The sequence below is a fragment of the Paenibacillus cymbidii genome, from assembly GCF_004764705.1.
GTDB lineage: Bacteria > Bacillota > Bacilli > Paenibacillales > NBRC-103111 > Paenibacillus_AN > Paenibacillus_AN cymbidii.
The window spans coordinates 637,313-654,113 of record NZ_SHLX01000001.1 but is presented as its reverse complement, the minus strand read 5'-3'; the positions used below and the strand labels follow the sequence as shown (position 1 = coordinate 654,113).

13 protein-coding genes are annotated in these 16,801 nt (G+C 60.7%); 5 read left to right on the top strand and 8 right to left on the bottom strand.

All coding sequences use genetic code 11. The features are described 5' to 3' along the window. Nucleotides 1–52: 52 nt before the first annotated feature. Nucleotides 53–1,882 carry an FAD-dependent oxidoreductase gene (locus EXY20_RS02860; protein ID WP_135547381.1) on the bottom strand — a complete coding sequence of 610 codons (1,830 nt, stop codon included), beginning with the start codon at nt 1,880–1,882 and terminating at the stop codon, nt 53–55. Nucleotides 1,883–2,127: 245 nt separating this feature from the next. Between EXY20_RS02860 and EXY20_RS02855 the strand changes: the two genes are divergently transcribed. After that, nucleotides 2,128–3,225, top strand: a complete 1,098-nt coding sequence (locus tag EXY20_RS02855) for an acyltransferase (RefSeq protein WP_135547379.1) — start codon at nt 2,128–2,130, stop codon at nt 3,223–3,225. 324 nt (nt 3,226–3,549) lie between these two features. On the opposite strand, the gene EXY20_RS02850 is transcribed toward EXY20_RS02855, so the two are convergent. Beyond that, complete coding sequence (locus EXY20_RS02850; RefSeq protein WP_135547377.1) at nt 3,550–4,491, bottom strand: 1-phosphofructokinase family hexose kinase; 942 nt, start codon at nt 4,489–4,491, stop codon at nt 3,550–3,552. Between the two features lie 4 nt (nt 4,492–4,495). Then, on the bottom strand, nt 4,496–5,479 hold the full coding sequence (locus tag EXY20_RS02845) for an ROK family protein (protein WP_135547375.1): 984 nt from the start codon (nt 5,477–5,479) through the stop codon (nt 4,496–4,498). Between the two features lie 205 nt (nt 5,480–5,684). Between EXY20_RS02845 and EXY20_RS02840 the strand changes: the two genes are divergently transcribed. From EXY20_RS02840 to EXY20_RS39670, 3 genes are all read left to right on the top strand, one after another. Then, nucleotides 5,685–7,550: an ABC transporter ATP-binding protein gene (locus EXY20_RS02840; RefSeq protein WP_135547373.1), complete on the top strand. Its 1,866-nt coding sequence runs from the start codon at nt 5,685–5,687 to the stop codon at nt 7,548–7,550. 79 nt (nt 7,551–7,629) lie between these two features. Continuing rightward, nucleotides 7,630–8,304 (top strand): response regulator transcription factor, encoded by a 675-nt coding sequence (locus tag EXY20_RS02835; protein WP_135547371.1) that lies wholly within the window; start codon nt 7,630–7,632, stop codon nt 8,302–8,304. Then, nucleotides 8,301–9,689, top strand: coding sequence for a HAMP domain-containing sensor histidine kinase (locus EXY20_RS39670; protein ID WP_235885314.1), 1,389 nt, complete (start codon nt 8,301–8,303; stop codon nt 9,687–9,689). The genes EXY20_RS02835 and EXY20_RS39670 overlap by 4 nt, the downstream gene beginning before the upstream one ends. A gap of 123 nt (nt 9,690–9,812) precedes the next feature. On the opposite strand, the gene EXY20_RS02825 is transcribed toward EXY20_RS39670, so the two are convergent. Next, nucleotides 9,813–10,439: a YcnI family copper-binding membrane protein gene (locus EXY20_RS02825; protein ID WP_135547368.1), complete on the bottom strand. Its 627-nt coding sequence runs from the start codon at nt 10,437–10,439 to the stop codon at nt 9,813–9,815. Between the two features lie 16 nt (nt 10,440–10,455). Then, nucleotides 10,456–12,096, bottom strand: coding sequence for a copper resistance CopC/CopD family protein (locus EXY20_RS02820; RefSeq protein ID WP_167858946.1), 1,641 nt, complete (start codon nt 12,094–12,096; stop codon nt 10,456–10,458). Between the two features lie 231 nt (nt 12,097–12,327). Between EXY20_RS02820 and EXY20_RS02815 the strand changes: the two genes are divergently transcribed. Then, nucleotides 12,328–13,254: a S66 peptidase family protein gene (locus EXY20_RS02815; RefSeq protein ID WP_135547363.1), complete on the top strand. Its 927-nt coding sequence runs from the start codon at nt 12,328–12,330 to the stop codon at nt 13,252–13,254. Between the two features lie 654 nt (nt 13,255–13,908). Here the strand turns inward: EXY20_RS02815 and clpP are convergent. The 3 genes from clpP to EXY20_RS02800 form a co-directional block, all read right to left on the bottom strand. Further along, nucleotides 13,909–14,487 (bottom strand): ATP-dependent Clp endopeptidase proteolytic subunit ClpP, encoded by a 579-nt coding sequence (gene clpP / locus EXY20_RS02810; RefSeq protein WP_135547361.1) that lies wholly within the window; start codon nt 14,485–14,487, stop codon nt 13,909–13,911. Nucleotides 14,488–14,591: 104 nt separating this feature from the next. Further along, nucleotides 14,592–15,278 carry an RNA polymerase sigma factor gene (locus EXY20_RS02805; protein ID WP_135547359.1) on the bottom strand — a complete coding sequence of 229 codons (687 nt, stop codon included), beginning with the start codon at nt 15,276–15,278 and terminating at the stop codon, nt 14,592–14,594. 81 nt (nt 15,279–15,359) lie between these two features. Then, the gene (locus tag EXY20_RS02800; protein ID WP_167858945.1) at nt 15,360–16,781 is read right to left on the bottom strand and encodes a sulfatase-like hydrolase/transferase; all 1,422 of its coding nucleotides are present in this window, start codon (nt 16,779–16,781) and stop codon (nt 15,360–15,362) included. Between the last annotated feature and the right edge of the window lie 20 nt (nt 16,782–16,801).

The following is a 16,801-nucleotide window of genomic DNA, read 5'->3' as shown; positions in this document are numbered from 1 at the left end:
ATTGCAACGAATCCCCGGAATCGCTTCCGGGGATTTGTTCGTGCCATTGCAATCAAGGCAAGCTGCTGTAAATGTTGATCATCCGGTTCTGATTGTCCCAGGAAGCATTGTAGCCGAACAGATCGCTCATTTCGCGCAAATTGATCAGCACGCGATTATTGAGGATATACAGATGCGTCGCCATCGTCCTGGACTCTCCTGCCATCTTATAGCGAATTTCCTTGCGGTCGAGGTCGATGCGCACCGATTCGGCACCGAACGCCTTCAGCAGCTCTTCCGCCGGCGACCACGTCTGACCGTCGACGATTACCGGCCGATGCGCCGTAAACTTGACTTCCTTGTTGTCCACGAACACGCGGATAAAAGGCAGCGTGCGGGCCTGCTCGTTCGCCAGCAGCGTAATATGCCCTTCGTTCAAATCGGCGATGTCGGCATCGGACATACCGGCAATTTTGTTCGTGCCGGCAGGCGGCATCAGCTGCACGCCGTATTGCTCCAGCATGACGCGGTGAAACTGCGCCAGCTGGTCGTCGGTCAGCTGCTTCAAGTTGGCGCCCGGGTACAAACCGAGCAGCACGCCGATGCTTTCCGCCGCGAGCGAGCCGTTCGCCTGGATTCGGGCGCTGCCAAAGGCAACATAGGAAGCGCCGACCAGCTTGCCGGTCATGATGACGTTGCCCGCGTCTTTCAGCAAGTAGCTGCGCAGCGGGATGCCGTACTTGTCGGGGCGGCCGATCGCAAAGCCTTCGCGGTTCGAGCGCGAGCCTTGAATGTCGATGAAATAGCCGCCGACGCTCACATTGTCCGCAAACATCGTGCCGCTCAGCAAATCCGATGCTTGAAGCACGTATTCGGCCGGGTAATGATTGTATTCGCGCACGTACAAATAATCCGGATCGCCGTTCAGCTCCGCCCGCTCGAAGCCGACGATGTGCTGCCGCAGCAAATCGCGGATGCGCGGCACTTCCTGCCTGGCGATCGCCATGGCCTCTTTTACCGTTTCCGGCCGGCTCGGATCGACATCGTACACTTGCAGCGCATTGATGATGACGTCCCCGTTCTTCTGATTCAAAATGTTAAGCCCGCGCAGGTTCGTTTTCTCCGGATGCAGCAGCTCGTAACGGGCAACGATCGGCGGGAATCCGTAGGCGATGTTGCCGTCCACGTACGTTTCCGGTCCGTACAGCGAAGTGCGCTCCGTCTTGGCAAGCTGCCAGAAGTGGCTGGAAAACCGTTCCCAGTCCACATTTTTGAACTTCATCATATACGTTGCGCTCATGTATTCGGGGCCGGGCGACTGGTACAGCGATTCGAGGCCCGGCAGCGGCTTCGACCCGATGGCGTTGACAAGCGGCGCATTATCGGTGTTGTCGACGAAATAATTGGCCGCGATCGATTGCTCGCGGTCGTTTTTGTCTTTGTACCGCAACGCCGTAACCGTGTCGCCGCTGCGCTCGACGCCCGTGACGACGGCGTTCGTTTCAAGCGGAATATCGTCGATCAATTCATTTACGTAGCGGCGAAAATCCGCTTTTTTGCGTATGTCCCCTTTATAATAACGCTCGAACAACGCTTTGACATCGCCTTGCAGCAGCGAATCCCCTTTGTCGTCGAACGCTTCGTCCAAATAAAGCATTTCGCCGCGCAGCAGTTGGCCGCCGATGTCGTTGTCCGGCTCGAGAATGCGCACGTCGAGGCCGCTTTCGTGGGCGCGTTTTGCCAAATAAAGACCTTCCAATTCCGTTCCGACCACTACGACGTCCGCCTTCCCGTCCAGTGGCGCGGGAGAAGGTCCGTTATCGTACCGGTGCCAATAATAGCCGCCGATCGTTGCAGCCAGCAGCAGCACGACACCGACCGATAGTAAAGCGAGTTGTTTCACGTGGGTGATGTCTTCCCTTCAATCTTCGATGAGTGCCTGGGTCCACGGTCTTGGTCCGATGCTACCGTATTTCGAACAACCTCTTCTATTGTAAATAGTTTCGTTCCAAATAGAAAGCGCAACTTGGTGCCGGCGGGCTGCAACGGGCGGTGGCCCGATATCGTGCCTTGACGGCATCGCCGCGGCATCGTATCCTTGAACTGACCTGTAGACCGGAATGATCACAAGGGAAAGAAGGGGAACCGATGAAGCTGCGGGAATTGGACTTCGTGCGCGCGATCGCCATCGCGGCCGTACTCGTCATCCATGGTACGTCCGACGTATTCGCCGCGCTGCAAGGCAGCGGGCTTTCGTATACGCTGTACGTCATTTTGAACAAAATGAGCAACTTTGCCGTACCGGTCTTTCTGTTCGTCAGCGGGCTGGTGCTGTTCTACCGGTATACCGGCGATTGGAAAAAGGGCGCCTGGCTTCGCTTTTACGCCAAACGTCTGCGCTCCGTCGTGGTTCCTTACGCGATCTGGACGCTGCTGTATTATTTGTTCTGGCAAATTCTTGCCCACCCGCGCGACTGGTCGACGGTGCGATTCGATCCGGTCTACTATTTGAAGCTGCTGCCCAGCTCGAACGCTTCTTACCACTTGTACTTTATCATTATTATTGTCCAGTTCTACGCGTTATTCCCACTCCTGATGAAACTGTCGGAAACGTATGCCTGGTTTCGGCGCTATTGGGTGCCGGCGGCTTGGCTGCTGCAGGCGGCGTTTTATATTTACGGCCATTGGTTTGCCGAAGTGCCGCACCGCGCCGAGCTGTTCCTGACCTACTTCGGCGTGTTCGCCGCCGGCGCGTGGGTCGGCGCGCATTATGCCGCCGTCGCCGGCTGGCTGCAGCGCCGCGGCTACGTCGCCTTGCTCGCCGCGCTTCTGATCGGCGGCGCTTACCCGACGTATTTTCTCGTCAACGAGCATCGTTTCGTGTTCGAGCATACGTGGTTCGAAATCACGTTTCATCTGTACGGCGTGGCGGCCGGGCTCGCGCTCATTCGTATCGGCCAGCTGCTGCTGGGGCTGCCGGCTCGCGCGACGGGCTGGCTCGTGTCGATCGGCGTTTGCTCGTACGGCATTTATTATGTCCATCCGGCCATTCTTGGCGTGTACCGCCGATACGTAACGGCGCCCGGCAACATCGGGTTGTATCATCTTTATACGCTAGGCGGCACGCTTCTCGTGCTGCTGCTTTCCTGGTGGGTCACGCTGCTGTATCGCAAAGCGGAAAAACCGTTCAAAGGTTTGCTCGCCCCTGCCAGCGGCAAAACAAATCGGACTAGCTCGGCGTCATAAGAAAAGCTGCTATCGCATTAGCCTGACGATACCTATCCTCATCTGCGAGTAACAGGAAAACCTCCCGTTATTTCGCATCAAAACCACCGATACGCCAAAATAAAAGGAAAACCTCCCGTTATTTTTCGCCATTTACCCGAAAATCGGCATTTGGCGCTGAAATAGCAGGAGGTTTTCCATCTATTTTTCATTTTCCCGTATAAAACGAAAAAATAACGGAAGCTTTTCCCGTTAAGGGGTGCCAGCTTCCCCACTCGGCAACAACGAATCGCCTCTCGTCCGGCACTCAAGCCGATCGGGAGGGGATTCTGTGTGTTTGCCCGACTAATGAATCCTCGTAACTGCCGTCTCCGCATACAGGCGTTTGACATCGTCCGGCTTGACGTCGCCGGCGACGAGCGACAGCGCATTGGCCGTGCCGACGGCGGCGGCGAAGCGCAGCGCGTCGTCCGCCGGTCTGTCCTCCGCCGTGGCGACCGCCATGCCGGCGACAAACGCGTCGCCGCAGCCTACCGCGTTAACGACGTCGATCGTCGCCGAACGGACGCGGTACAAGGCGCCTTCGTGGCCGGCCAGCGCACCTGCGCCGCCTAGCGACACGATCACGCTGGCGATGCCTTGCTCCATGCAGCGGACGATCCACTCCGCGAGATCGGCTTCCTTCTCGATGGCGCGGCCGAGCAGCACCTGCGCTTCGTCCTGGTTCGGCTTGATCAGGTGCGGCGCCGCCTCGATGCCGGCCAGCATCGCCGCCCCGCTCGCATCGAGAAAGACGCGTGCTCCCGCTTCCTTCGCCAGCGTCACCAGCTCGCGGTAGATGCCGGTCGGCACGCCTTGCGGGATGCTGCCGGAGAAGCTGACGATGCGCGAAGTGGAAGCGAGTTCGCTCACCTTCCGCTTGAGCGCCTCCACTGCCTCCGCAGGCACGACCGGCCCGGACTCCAACAGTTCCAGCGAGCTGCCGTCCGCATCGGAGATCATGTTCAGGCACAGCCGCGATTCGCCTTCCACCGCGACAAAATCGTGCCCGATGCCAATCGCGGAAAGCGACCGCTCGATATAAGCGCCGTTGCTGCCGCCGACGATTCCCGAGGCGCGCACCGGCAGCCCAAGCTGGTGAACGACGCGGGCGACATTGACGCCTTTGCCGCCGGGTTGCGCGAACATGCGGCTCGCCCGCACGACGTTGCCCGGGCCAAAAGCCGGGACGCCGGGCACATAATACGTTTTGTCGATGGCGGCGTTTAGCGTAAACGTTGTAATCATTTCGTTAGTTTCCTTCCTTCCGCAACAGGCGTTGTCTGGCATTCCAGGCGCTGCCGAAAATGCCGGCGTCATCGTTATGCTCCGCGGCGGTGATAACCAGACGTTCCCAATATTTCACAAAAACGAGCCGTTTCAGTTCTTCCCGCATGGGAGCCATGATGCGTTCGCCCGCGTTGGCGCCGCCGCCGCCGATGACAACGACGTCGGGACTGAGAATCGTAACGGCATACGACAAAGCTTGTCCGAGCAGCCTGCCGGTCGTTTGCATCACTGCGATGGCAGCCGGATCGCCGGCGTCGTAAGCGCGGGATACGTCGGCGGCCGTCAAATGGTCGTACGACGCGTCCGGAAACCAGTCGCGCAGCAAGGACGGTTCCCCGGCCAGCAGCTTCGCTTTCGCCTGCCGGGCGATGCCGCTGCCGGAAACCATCGTCTCCAGGCACCCGAACCCGCCGCAGCCGCATTCGTACGGAATGCCTTCCAGCTTGATATGGCCCAGCTCGCCGGCAAGGTTGCCGCCGCCGTAATACAGGCTGCCGTCGTTCACGATCGCCGCGGCCAATCCGGTGCCCAGCGTGACGCCAAGCACGTGGCGAAACCCACGGGCCGCGCCGCGCATCGCTTCCCCGTATACGTACATGCGCACGTCGTTGTCGATAAACACCGGGAAGCCGCTTCTTCTAGCCACTTCATCCGCCACCGGCACGTTCGTCCAACGCAAATTGCCGGCGAACTCGGTCACGCCGCGCTCCGGATCGACAAGTCCCGGCGTGCCGATGCCTACCGCTTGCACCGACTGCCGCGAAACGTTCGCCTCCGTCAGCAGCTTGTCGATCATCGCCGCAATCCGGTCGAACACATGGCTGCCGCCTTGCGCCGCTTCGGTCGGCCATTTGATTTTATGAATCAGGGTTCCTTCTTCGCTAACAAGCCCGCAGACGATATTCGTCCCGCCGATATCGATCCCGATGTGATGCACGGTTCCCATCCGTCTCCCCGCTTTCCGTCTGGCACCCCGCTTGCGCGCCAGCAGTTACTGAGAGTATATGATAGCATTATGATTTTTTCAATCATTTTTTGATCGTTTCGCCCAATTCTCTGCCGCCGGCCGATAGCCCGATCCGTTTACATTGCATTTATAAACGTGTCGTAAGATAGAAGCATCCGCACAAGCAAAAGGAAGGGGTCATCGCATGAATCGAAACGAGCGTTTTCCGCAGGAACGGCAGCTGCAAACCAACCGGCCGAATCGCCGTTCGGGCGATTGGCGCCGATTTTTCCGGCTGATCCGCGAAACGAAGCCGTCTTACCCGGCGCTATCCGCCGCGCTGGCGCTCAGCATCGCCACAACGCTTGTCGGGCTCGCCATTCCGCTGTTTACGAAGCACCTGATTGACGGCTTCACGCTGGCGTCGATCAGCGCCACGCAAATCGTTGTGCTCGCCGCGGTGTTCGTCGGCCAGGCGGTGACGCGCTTCGGCGCCAGCTACATGCTGAGCCGCATCGGACAAGGCATGGTGGCGAGCTTGCGCGACCGGCTGTGGCGGAAGCTGCTGAAGCTGCCCGTCCCATATTACGATCGGCACTCGACCGGTGAAACGGTCAGCCGCGTCACCAGCGACACGGCGGTTGTCAAAGGGTTGATCACCGATCAGTTGTCCGGTTTCATTACCGGCATCATCAACGTGATCGGCTCCCTCGCCCTGCTGCTGACGCTCAATTGGCAAATGACGCTCGCCGTGCTGGTCGCCATCCCGCTGGCTACGCTATGCATGCTGCCGGTCGGTCGTCTGCTGCGGCGCAACGCCTATGGCATGCAGGAGGAGACGGCCAAATTTACGGCGACGCTCACCCAGGTGCTGTCGGAAGTGCGTCTGGTCAAACTGTCGGGCGCGGAAGCGCGCGAATACGACAACGGGCACCGCGGCATCGCCGGCATGCTGCGCTTCGGGCTGCAGGAAGGCAAAATTCAGGCGCTCGTCGCGCCGCTCGGCACGTTCGTCATGATGGCGCTGCTCGTGCTTGTCATCGGGTATGGCGGGCTGCTCGTTTCGTCGGGCGCCTTTACGGCCGGGGAACTGGTGGCGTTTATTTTATACTTGATTCAAGTTGTGATGCCGACGACGCAAATCGCCAACTTCTTTACGCAGCTGCAACGGACGCTTGGGGCAACGGAACGAATCGTTTCGCTGCTGGAAGCGGACGAAGAAACGTTTGCGGCCGGCAAACCGCTGTCCGCCGCAACCGGTCCGATTGTGCTCGACCGCGTCACCTTCGCCTATCCGCGCGAAAGCGTGGATGAAGCCGGAGGCGGCGGCGAAAAGAATGGCGAACCCGCCGTCGACGTACTGCGCGACATCAGCTTCACGATCGAACCCGGCCGCACGACGGCGATCGTCGGACCGAGCGGCGGCGGCAAAACGACGTTGTTTTCGCTGCTGGAACGGTTCTACTCGCCGACGGGGGGCGGGATCCGGCTCGGCGACGAGCCGATCGAAAGCTACGCGCTCGGCTCCTGGCGCCGCCGGATCGGCTACGTGTCGCAGGAAAGCCCGCTGATCGCCGGCACCGTGCGCGACAACATCGTTTATGGCATGGAGCGAGACGTCAGCGATGACGAGCTGAAGAGCGCCGCCGCGATGGCTTACGCCGACGTTTTCATCGACGAATTGCCGCAAGGCTACGACACCGAAGTCGGCGAACGCGGCGTCAAGCTGTCGGGCGGCCAGCGGCAGCGCATCGCCATTGCCCGCGCCTTGCTGCGCGATCCCGATATTCTGATGATGGACGAAGCGACGTCGAGCCTCGACAGCAAGTCGGAGCTTGTCGTGCAGCAGGCGCTGCGCAACCTGATGGCCGGGCGCACGACGCTGGTTATCGCCCACCGGCTGTCGACCGTCGTCGACGCCAGCCGCATCGTTTTCATCGAGCGCGGCGCCGTGACCGGCATCGGCACGCACGAGGAGCTTTTCCGCACGCATGCGATGTATCGCGAGTTCGCGGCGCACCAGTTGCGCATGAGCGACGAACAGCCGCTCCCGGCCGGCGCGGGGCGTTGACGGGCCGCTCCTGCTATAATAGGAGCAAGATGAAGCAGACCGATCCCCCATCTTCGCTTTACGAAAGGAGCGAAATCCGATGACCAAAGTGCTTGTAGTCGACGACGATCCGCATATTCGCCAGCTGGTCCGCCTGCTGCTGACCGGGGAAGGCCTGGAGGCGCTGGAAGCCGAGGACGGCGTGGAAGCGCTCGAGCTGCTGGAGACGGTAAGCGTCGACATGGTGGTGCTCGACGTGATGATGCCGCGCATGGACGGCTGGCAGCTGTGCCGCGAGCTGCGCGAGCATTACGAGCTCCCCCTGCTCATGCTGACGGCCAAAGGGGAAACCGAGCAGAAGGTGAAAGGCTTCGATCTCGGCGCGGACGACTATCTCGTCAAACCGTTCGATCCGCCCGAGCTGATCGCGCGCGTGAAGGCGCTGCTGAAGCGCTACCGCATCGCCGCATCGCAAACCGTCCAGGCCGGCAAACTGCAGCTGAACCAGAAGACGTTCGAAACGTACGTCGACGGCATCAGCCAGACGCTGCCGCTGAAGGAATTCGAGCTGCTGTTCAAGCTGGCCAGCTATCCGGGCAAAACATTTTCCCGCGAGCAGCTAATCGAACAAATCTGGGGCTACGATTACGAAGGCAACGAGCGCACCGTCGACGTGCATATCAACCGGCTGCGCGAGCGGTTCGAGGAAGCCGTCTGCGGGTTCCGCATCAGCACGATCCGCGGGCTCGGCTACCGGCTGGAGGTGCAGGGATGAAGCCGCTGCAGTTTTTGTGGCGGATTGCGCTGGTGTTCGTCTCGATTTCGTTCTTCTGGAGCATCGGCTTTACGCTGATGTCCTGGATCAGCGGCAGCCACGACAAACAAGCCGTCTGGGAGCACAATCTGGCAAGCGGCACCCAGGCGGCAGCCGCCATTCGCAACGATCCGGCCGCGGCCGACGACTTGCTGCGGCAGCTGGGGCAGCTGCTTGTTGCCGACGTGGCGCTGATCGACGCCTCCGCCGCGGTCCGCCCTTCCGCATCGGCGGAAGCGGCAGCGCTGGCGGGCGATCTGTCGCCGGCTGCTGCCGACAGCGTGCTGCGCGGCGAAACGTACCAATCGCATTCGCGTTGGAACCCGTTCCGCGACGGACAAGCAACGACCGGCCAGCTTATCGAGGTGGAGGGCCGCCCGGCCGCGCTGTTCATTCGCACGGAAATTCCGTCCGTCTTCTCCGGTTATGCCCGCCAGCTGGCCGCGCTCAACATCGGGTTCCTGTTCCTGTTCGGCACGATGGCGCTGATCGGATCGCTCAGCAATAAGGCGCGGCGCGACGGCTTCCATCTGATGATCGAAGCGACAAGGCGCATCGCCAAAGGCGATTTCAACATCAATCTGGACGCAAGCCCGATGAAGCACGGACCGTTCGGCGAGCTGGCGCAAAGCTTGAATCACATGGCCGGCGAGCTGAACGAAATGGAAAAAATGCGCCAGGAGTTCATCTCCAACGTTTCGCATGAAATCCAGTCGCCGCTGACGTCGATCAGCGGGTTTTCGCGCGCGCTGCAGAACGACGACATCAGCCGAGAGGAGCGGCTGCAAATTCTCGGCATCATCGAAACGGAAAGCAAACGGCTATCCAAGCTGAGCGACAACCTGCTGAAGCTTACATCGCTCGAATCGAGCCATCACCCGTTCGAACCGAAGCGGTACCGGCTCGACAAGCAGCTGCGCACCCTGGTGCTCGCCTGCGAGCCGCAATGGGTCGGCAAAAACATCGACATGGACGTTTCCCTCGACGAAGTCGCCGTCGTCCTCGACGAAGACAGCATGAGCCAGGTATGGATCAACCTGCTCGGCAACAGCATCAAATTTACGCCGGAAGGCGGCGTCATCGGGCTTACGCTGCGGCAGGTCGGCGACCGGGCGATCGTTTCGGTGTCCGACAACGGGCCGGGCATCGGCGAGGAGGACGCGCCGTTCGTGTTCGACCGCTTCTTCAAGGCGGACAAGTCGCGCAACCGGGCGAACGGCGGCAGCGGCCTCGGCTTGTCGATCGTCAAAAAAATCGTCGACATGCACCACGGAACGGTTGCGGTCGTCAGCAAGCCGGGCGAAGGCGCCAAATTTACCGTGACGCTGCCGGTGCAGCCGACGTAGCCTTCGCTTCCCGTACTTCTCTGCCGCTCCGCTGCCGTTCGCCTGGCGTCAAACCGAAAAAACCGTCCGGCGACGAGCGACTGTGCGCTCCGCAGGGCGGGTTTTTCGGTTTTCCGGATGCAGTTATTTCGCCTTGCGCGTCAGCGCTGCAAGCAACGCGGCTGCGCCGAGCACCAGCGCTGCGATCGACAGGTAGAGCGGCAAATCGCTTGTCGACGATTCTCCCGCATCGCCGCCGCCCGCTACCGCGTTGCCGTGGCTGTCGGTTGCGCCGCCGGTCGGCTTCGCCTTCACCTTGGTGACGGAAGCCGGCGTTTTCGAATCGGACGCTCCCGTCCATTCCACTACCGTACCGTCCTTATAGGTTTGATACGCCTTCCATGCTATGTCTTTCGCCGTGTCCGCCACTTTGCCCTGCATGTTAAATTCGCCAAACTCCGTCGCCAGCAGCCCGTCGCCGGTAGCCGTCCAGACGACGCCGGTTATTTTATCGCCCGACTTGACGATGTCGTATTTCCAGCCCGGCTTCGGCTCGAAGCGCGATACGGCTACATCGTCGGTCGCGAATTTCACTTCCACTTTGACGGTTGGCGACTCTTTTTCGCTTGGCACGCGCACCGTAAACTTCTCATAAGTTCCCTGCGTCGTTTCTTGTGGGAAAACAGTCACATGGGCGCTGGCCGCGCCGGCGACGGAAAACGCCAGCAGCAGCGCAAATACGAGCGAACCCAGCCATTTTTTTCTGTTCATTGGTTAATCCCCCTAACTATTTACCGGATAAAGTTCCGTAAATCCGCGTCGTTTTTTCATATACCGTTTCGTCGTCGTTCGCGTCCATCACGCGCACTTGCACTTGCCATTTGCCGGGCAGCGCCAGCTGCTCCCCTTGCGCGCGATACTCGTACATGGTGAAGCCGGCGTACAGGCTTTTTTCCATTTCGTTCAGTTCGGCCGTCGCAAGCGGCACCTCAATCGCCGCATCTCCCCCGCCGTTCAGCCGCGTCAGCAGCAGCTCCGTCCGCTTCGGCGCCTTGGCCTGCTCCGGCAGCCAGACCCGTACGGTAAACGTATTCGTCCCGGGCACATTCGGCGCAATGACCGCCGACATATGGATCGTTTCCCCCATCACGTGCCAGTTCAGCGGTTTATTCGCCGGATGCGGGTTCAGAAACGTGAGCACCGACGCCAGCGCCACAATCGCCGCCATGCTGCCGAAATCGACGGCAAGCAGCCGGTTTGCCGCGCCCGGCGCGCGCCGTTTCAACGCAAGGCGAATACCTCCCGCAACCGCCGCAACCAGGACGACCAGCGCCGCTTTCAGCAGCAGCACGACACCCCATTGGGTGACGAACAGCTCCTCCCAGTCGGATGTAATGGCAAACGTCAGGAATACGCCGGTAATGGTCAGCACGACGATGCTGCAGAGAGCTGCGAACGAAAACCGCGGCAAACGTTGCGCCAGCCAATCGGCATCGCGGCGGAACACGAGCAGCTGCAGCAGCCCCCCGATCCACAAAGCCGCAGCGGCCAGATGGACATAGTCGAGCGCAATCGCCGTCGGCTCTCCTCCGAGTCCCGCCGCGTGCCCGGTCCACGCTTTGGCCGCCAGCAGCAGCGCCACCCATAACAGGTCGATCGCCTTGCTCCGCTCCAGGACATAAAACGCCAGCAGCGCAAGCGCAATAGACGCGGTCCAGCCGATGCCTACAGTCGTATTAAGCATCAGCTCGCGCACATGCTCGCCGGTCAACTCGGCTATGTACAGGCGCATTTGCAGCGCGACGCTGGTCAGCAGCGACAGCACAAAGGCGCGTTTCAGCCCGAGCGTCCAGGCGTTTTGTCGCAACGCGTACGTTTCGCCGGGCAGCGGATGCAGCCGCGTCCAGAGCACCCAGCCGGCAAGCGCCAGCATCGTCCCGTAGAAGGCGAACCGCGCCATAAACGTCAGCGCGTCGAGAAAGCCCATCGGCCACGCCAGCGTGAGCTGCGACTGCGGTCCTGATGCCGCGGGCAACGCGTTTTCACTTGACGGTACGGGCTGCCCGACAGCGTAGACGTAAGCGCCGCTGATCGGATGGCCGTCCGCCGATACAATCCGGTAGTTAACCGTGTACACGCCGTTTCCGGCATCCGGCAGCGGCAGCGTAAGCTGCTTGCCGTCGCTGCTGATCGCCGTCTGGCGGTCGTTCAGCTTCTTTCCTTTCTGATCCAGCACGCGGACGTCGAACAGCTTGCTTTCAATCCGTTCGTCGAACGTTAGCGTGACGGCATCCGGCGCCGTTTCGAGACGGCTGTCCGCTGCCGGCGCGGTACCGACCAGCGACGCGTGCGCCATGGCGGAGCCGGGCGCCAGGCAGAGCAGGAAAGCAACCAGCAGCAATGCCGTCAGCGGCCATCTGGTTCGCATCGAAGCAAACTCCTTTCTTGCGCAGGGTGTGTCTTTCGTCCGGGCAGGCCGTTTAATCCTCACCCAGCATACTGTATTTGAAGCCATTTGCCTATGACCCGATCGGGCTATCGTGCTTGATTGCCGACTGGCATGCGACATGCGGCATACGCCAAGCCGGATCGCGCATATACTGCAACAACGAACTTCCGGTCTTCTGCGAACGGCGGCGAAAGGAGACGAACGGACGCCATGACGATCAAACCGGCGATGCTGCGCAGCGGCGACACGATTGGCGTCGTTACGCTCGGCAGCCCGCTTGCTCCAACCACGATTCAGGCGCGCATCAACACCTTGCAGCGTCTCGGCTTCCGTGTCGTTGTCGGCAACTATGCCTATGACGCGCAGGGTTTAGTTGCCGCAAGCGCCCAGGCGCGCGCGGCCGATCTGATGGGCATGTTCCACGACAGCGATGTGCGCCTGATTTTGCCGACGCGCGGCGGTACAGGCGTGATCGATATTCTTCCCTATCTTGATTATGCCTACATCAGCGCCCATCCCAAAATCGTCAGCGGCTACAGCGATATCTCCGTGCTGCTGAATACGCTTTATTCGTATGCCGACCTGATGACGCTCCACAGCCTCATGCTGATCGATTTCAAAATGGAGACGCCCGCCTACAACTTCAATCAGTTTTTCACTGCTGCATCGACGCTCGATTCGCCCCGAACGATCGTCAATCCGCCGGCGATGGCGCCGCCGGTCGGGCTCGTGCCGGGCGACGTGACGGCGCCGGTGGTCGGCGGCAATATGACTTCGCTGGTCGGCTCGCTCGGCACCGCCTACGAATGGATCACCGACGGCAAAATTGTGTTCCTAGAAGAAACGCACGAACCGGTCAATCGGGTTTATCGCTATTTGACGCAGCTGCTGCTGGCGGGGAAATTTCGCCGCTGCGCCGGCATCGTCATGGGACAGTGCACGGACTGCGCGGTTGCTTACGGCCAATCGTACGACGATCTGATCCGCGAGCTTCTCGTTCCGCTTGGCGTGCCGCTGCTGACGGGCGTGGCGACAGGTCACGGCATATACAAGGCGGCGATCCCGATCGGCGCAATGGCGCGATTGAACGCCACCGCATCGACGTTCACTCTGTTGGAGCCGAGTGTGACTGTTTGAAACGGGCAATAAGCTTCCTATTTGCGCCGTGCGGGGCCGTAGCGGGAGCTGCAATGCAGAATTCCAAGGCCAGTTTGGTGATAAACTCGCCTCTGCCGGTATCCGCAAAATGCACTGCAGCATCCATTTACTGAAGTAGTTTACGATGTACAACCCCACGTTACGGTAGAGTTCAGTTCTTTGATGCAGACGGAGTTTGCTTCGTGCTTCTCATTTCTCTGTGAGGAGAATAGACGCCATGTTGCCAGGGTAATAACGAAGTTATGTGTCTTGACAGGAACGCCGCGTTCCTTTTCATGCCCAGTGGACATTAACTTTCAGTAACGCTTTGACGAGCGTGAGCAAAATAAGGCCGATTTCAGCCTTACAGCGTCATTTTCTCAAACGGAAAGCGAAATAAGGCTGATTTCAGCCTTACAGCACCATTTTCCCAAGCGGAAAGCGAAATAAGGCTGATTTCAGCCTTACAGCACCATTTTCCCAAACGAAAAGCAAAATAAGGCCGATTTCAGCCTTGCAGTGCAACCTTCGTCGCAAGCGGAAAGCAAAATAAGGCCGATTCCAGCCTTACAGCTGCGCTTTCGCTGACAACACGACTAACGCCTCCCCGGGCAGCTTCCGCTGTCCGAAGAGGCGTTTCGTTAATCGTGCTCATTATTGACCCAGCACGCGATCGATCAGCCCGTAGGCTACCGCCTCCTGGGCCGACATGTAATAGTCGCGGTCGGCGTCTTGCGCCACCTTGTCGAACGGCTGGCCGGACTGATCGGCCAATATGCGGTTCAAGCGGTCGCGCGTTTTGATAATATGCTCGGCCTGGATTTTGATATCCGCCGCCTGGCCGCGCGAGCCGCCCCAAGGCTGGTGGATCATCACTTCGGCATGCGGCAGCGCCAGACGTTTGCCTTTTGTTCCGGCGCACAGCAGGATGGCGCCCATCGAGGCGGCCATGCCGATGCAAATCGTCGAGACGTCGGGCTTGATGAAGCGCATCGTGTCGATGATCGCCAGCCCTGAAGTCGTTACGCCGCCCGGGGAATTGATGTACAGCGAAATGTCCTTCTCCGCATGCTCCGAAGCGAGGAACAGCAGCTGGGCGATAACCGCGTTTGCCAGTTCGTCGTTGATTTCGCCGCTAATCATCACAATGCGGTCTTTCAGCAGGCGCGAATAAATGTCGTACGAACGTTCTCCCTTGGCCGTTTGTTCCACTACGACCGGCACCAATGGCATCGTTACCCCTCCCGAAAGCTTCCCTGCGGAAGCGTTGTGCCGATGCTCGGGCAAAACAAACGCCGGCATCGGCGAGAGGAAGCAACGAAAGCGAACCGAAACGCTTACGAAGCAAGCAACATCGTCGGGCCGCTCGTACCGACGCCGGCGATCCGGACGATGCGGTGCACGTCGGTTTGGCGGAACGCGTGCCAATACGCGTCAACTACGTCCGCATCGGCTTGCGCGCCGTCCGCGATCCCGATGCCGGCTTGCACCAGCCGCAACCGCTGGCGCGCGCGGTGCAGCGACGCCTTGACGGCGCCTTCCGTCGTCCGCAACAGCTCCGCCGCTTCGGCGGCGCTGAATTTCCAGACGTCGACGAGCAGCACGGCGGCGCGCTGCGCGGCAGGCAAACAGGCGACCAGCGTTTCGAGCGCAGCCCGAACATTGTCGCCGTCCGGCGGCAGCGCGGCATCGCTTGCGGCGCGGGCGGCGTAAAGCTCATCCACCTGGCCTGTAGCATCCTCGCGCTTGTGCCGGCAGCGATCCACCCAGGCGTTCGCCGCGATCCGGTAAAGGAACGATCGGGCGAGCGGCCTGCCGGGATTGCGCCGGTAAGCGGCCAGCGCTTTCTCCAGGCTGCTCTGCAGCAGATCGTCCGCTTCCCAGCGCGAACTCGCCAGCCGCAGGCAATACCCGCGAAGCGCGCCGGCATGCTGCATGACGAATTCGACAAAACGTTCGTCGCCAGCCGCAAGGCCGGCCTGATCGTTGCGGTTCCGCCGTCTGTCGGCTTGCTTCAAAGCCATTTCGGCCCGCCTCCCAACATGATCGTCTTTCCTCTCCTTATTGTAACGGATGGGAAGGTCGAAACGATACGCGGCCGTCGATCAAGACACGATTTTTCCCTCCAGCAGCTGCCGCCGCGTCCATTCGTTGCCGACCAGCGCATCGCCATCCTGCCGCAACACGTCGTACAGCCGGCGGCGAAGCTCGCGCACGGTTTCCGCATGGGCAGGATCGCCGATCAGGTTGGTCAGTTCGCCAGGGTCGACATCCAATCGGTACAGCTCATCGACGTCGGCCGTATTCCAAACGTATTTCCATTCCCGGGTACGAATCATACGCTGCGTGTACAGGCCAAATTGCTGGCCGTTGTACGAAGCGACCACGGCATCGCGCCATTCGCCGTCCGAGGCCGGTTGTCCTCCCGCTCCCGAAGCGTTCGCCTCAAGCAGCGGCCGCAGCGATCGCCCGTGCAGCGCATCCGGCGCCGCGCAGCCCAGCCAGTCGAGCAGCGTCGGCGGCACGTCGAGCAAATTGTAAACGAACGCGTCGCTAACGGCGCCGGCGCTCACCCGGCCCGGCCAACGCACGATCAGCGGTACGCGTACGATGTCGTCATACATCACGCAATGTTTATCCATCATGCCGTGGCTGCCGCACATGTCGCCGTGGTCGGCCGTATACACGACGATCGTTTCGCCCGCTTCCCCGGTTTCCTCCAGCGCCGCCAGCACCCGGCCGATCGCTTCGTCGGCCTGGCTGACGACGCCGTAATACCGCGCCACTACCTGCGCCCAGTCGTCCCAGCCATAGTGCTCCACGCCCCAACTGGCTTGCATTTGCCGCTGGATGTACGGCTTGTTCGCGAACGTGTCGGCGAAGCCCGCCCACGGCTCGATGCCGGCCGGGTCGTACATCGTCGCGAAGCGCCCGGCGGGCCGGTTCGGCAAGTGCGGCTCCGTAAAGTTGAGCCGCATGTGCCAGCTTTGGCCAGTTTGCGCCCATCCATGAATCGCCTCGGCGGCGCGGTCCGCAAACCAATGCGTCCGCGACGACGCCAGCGGAACCGGGTCCGGTTCGCCGAAGTAGCCGGCCCGGTATTCAACTTCCGGGAAACGTTCCTTGCGGAACCGGGCATAGTCGCCTTCGCTCGTATAAGCATCGTAGCCGAAAGCCGTCGGATCGTGTGCAGCGCTGACGCCCCATTTGCCCAAATAATGCGAAACATAGCCTTGCGCCTTCAGCTCGCGCGGCCAGACATATTCGTTCGGCGAAAGCGAACTGACCGGAAGCGCGATGCCTTCGTTCCATAAGCCCCCGAACGTCTCCGCGCGGCGGCCGTTCATGAACGATTGCCGCGCCGGCCCGCACAGTGGAATATGGCTGAACGCATGCGTGAAACGCGTGCCTTCCGCGGCCAGCCGGTCCAGGTGCGGCGTCTGCACGGGCCGCATCCCGCTCGATCCGATACAATCGTAACGCTGCTGGTCCGCCATAATAATCAAGATGTTCGGCAACTGCTTCATTTCCGGAGCCCTCCTTCTGT